At 53.4% G+C, this 2,388-nt stretch carries 2 protein-coding genes and 1 pseudogene; 1 reads left to right on the forward strand and 2 read right to left on the reverse strand.

The window, feature by feature from the left end:
* On the forward strand, positions 1–176 hold a 176-nt coding region (locus FS320_RS41840), incomplete at its 5' end, for a transposase (RefSeq protein ID WP_192926244.1).
* Between the two features lie 110 nt (positions 177–286).
* Here FS320_RS41840 and FS320_RS41845 read toward each other — a convergent pair.
* Positions 287–1,852: a DUF4062 domain-containing protein gene (locus FS320_RS41845; RefSeq protein WP_152718450.1), complete on the reverse strand. Its 1,566-nt coding sequence runs from the start codon at positions 1,850–1,852 to the stop codon at positions 287–289.
* A gap of 409 nt (positions 1,853–2,261) precedes the next feature.
* Positions 2,262–2,388: pseudogene (locus FS320_RS46740) on the reverse strand (IS630 family transposase); the annotation flags it as partial.

Below are 2,388 nucleotides of genomic sequence, written 5' to 3' on the forward strand. Positions count from 1 at the left end.
ATCTCGCCCGGGCGGAGTTCGCAACGCTGCGGTTGCGCCTGCTCAAGATCGCCGTGCGGGTGCAGGAAACCACCAGCCGCATCCGACTGGCCTTTGCCTCGTGCTGTCCGGAAGCGGATCTCGTCCGGCGTCTTGCGAGCGCTCTGGCACCCCAGCCCCGGGCGGCCTCGCCCTGAGCGCCGGGGCTGCCATCGCCCCGGTCATCCCATCCCGTCCCTGCCAACGCGTTCCCCACGTTCCAGACCTTGCCGCGGTGAAAGAAACGCAGCGGATCGGCACGCCCGCGCTACCAAATAGGCCCCGAAACAAACTCTGGTGAATAGGAACGGCTAGCTTCTTCATCCGAATAGCGCTTGCCAGATTCATGTAGGACCCTAAGCGCCTCATAACGAACCGACGCATCCTCATCAGAAAGTAGTTCCTCAGCTACCGCGACACTCAGCGCGTTCCTTTGTCTTAAGATCCCTGCTGCGATCTCACGAATCTTAGGATTTCGATGCTTGATTACGTCCAGCAACAGTGGAGTTGATAGCGATCCCTCATTCCCAAAGAGTTCATCAAGAAGCTTCACATCGACGCTTAAAGGCTGAAGCTCAATCAGAGCTTTCACAGCTCTTACTCGACTCTCTCGCATGTTAATACGAAGCAAGGCCTCAACCGCTTCGGTCCTAGTGTGGCGATTGTCCCGATCGAACTCTGCACGGATAGCGGGAAGGTCCGACGGATTGCCAAAGTCAGCTAGGTACGAAAGAGCAGATGCCTTCACTATGTCGTCAATATCTGGTCCTAACCATGAGCCTAGAAGTTGCTCTCGTGTATGCGCTTCGAGAGTGATCGGCTCAGCAGTGGTGCGCATTGCGGAAATCGCTGCGGCTCTGTGCGAGGCGGAGCCATGGCGAGAGTAAAGCACTAGTAAATTGCCTGCTTTCGCACCTAGAGTTGCTATCCAGAACCAGAGCGGAGCATTCTCAGACGAGAAGTACTCTAAGCCGCTCCCAACAAGCGCAAAATACTCGCGGTCCTCTAATTTGAGGACGTTCCTATTAGCGAATAAGATATTGATATCGTGCACACCAAGGTAATGCTCGTCGTTACCATGCACCTGCTCCATAGCGCCTATTAGCCGAAGTCTCGCAACTTCGACGGATCCCAGCGCCGGTGCACCTTCTCTCCTTTCGACCCTTGGGGCGATCTCAAGGAGAAATTTGGCAGCCTCTCCAGACAATGTTCCAGTGGAAGAAATAGTCTCGACGGGCCGACTACCGGATACTTCGGACGAGCGAGGCTCCTCCCGCTCTCTCTCAACAGCATTATCCGCGTTAATCACGGATTGCACATAGTGCGTGATACAACGCTGCACCTTCTCTCGGAACTCCTCCTCACTTCCGAAGGTTTCGAAAAGCACAATCTTCTCATCAATCAATTGGGCTTTGAAATCCAGCACCTTGCGTAGTTCTGGACCAGGATCTCGCACGAGTTCTGGATCAACATCTTTGAAGAATAGGTTGATCTCAGGCTTGTTTTCTCCCCTCTTTCTTCTCTCTACGGAAGTTTTGAACTCCTCCTCGAAACCTGATGTAAACATACCCGTGGTATCAGGAGGCGTACCCCAACGCTTCCACATCATCCCGATAAAGAGCTCACAGCCTGCTAGGTCTCGATTGATTAGTTCCTGCGGTCGCCCAAAACTTGTAACCGTCCGCTCCCACCCCACAAGTTCAACTTGACAACCTAATTGATCTGCCCAGCTGTTGTTGAACTCGTCGACAACTCTTTTAGCTATCTTTCGCTCTTGCACCAGATCTCCTGGCGAGGCGAGGAAAGCTCTAACGATTTTGCGGCTACTGGTCATTCGCTCGTACTAACAGATGTAATGCTCCAGCTTCTACAGTACGATTGCTGCTGCACCGTCGTAATCCACAATCTAACGTTTCAACCATAATCCACTGCCAATAGGATCCTGCTCACATGGCAGATATGCCGGTGATAATTCGGTCTGCCACTGAAGCGGTCCGTGCCCTTTGGCATATTCTCTGCCTCTATGTCTTGGGCTTATATAGCAGGAACCCAAATGACGATGCTCGTGGGTTACTTGGGAACACGCGCCCGAGGCCAAGTGGCTCGTCTAGAAGTCCAAGGGCGGGACCTAAGGGGTCTTGGATCTGGCAAGATGTTTCTGGAACAGAACTCGATTGGTAGTCTAACAGTTCTCGTGAAGTAGCTCGCTCTGTAGTCTAATCAGATCATTGCTACGTCTGAAGCTAGTGGACGGAATCTAACACTTGGTGCCCTCGCCGGACGGCAGCGATGATCTCATCTGGGTTGGCCGTCCAGGTGAAGGGCTTGGGACGTGCATTGGTTTCAGCCACGTAGCGGTTGATGGCCTCC

This window comes from Microvirga tunisiensis, assembly GCF_009296175.1.
GTDB classification, from domain to species: domain Bacteria; phylum Pseudomonadota; class Alphaproteobacteria; order Rhizobiales; family Beijerinckiaceae; genus Microvirga; species Microvirga tunisiensis.

Coding starts and splice junctions, on each gene's coding strand:
- FS320_RS41845 (WP_152718450.1), bottom strand. CDS start 1,852: ATGACCAGTAGCCGCAAAATCGTTAGAGCTTTCCTCGCCTCGCCAGGA.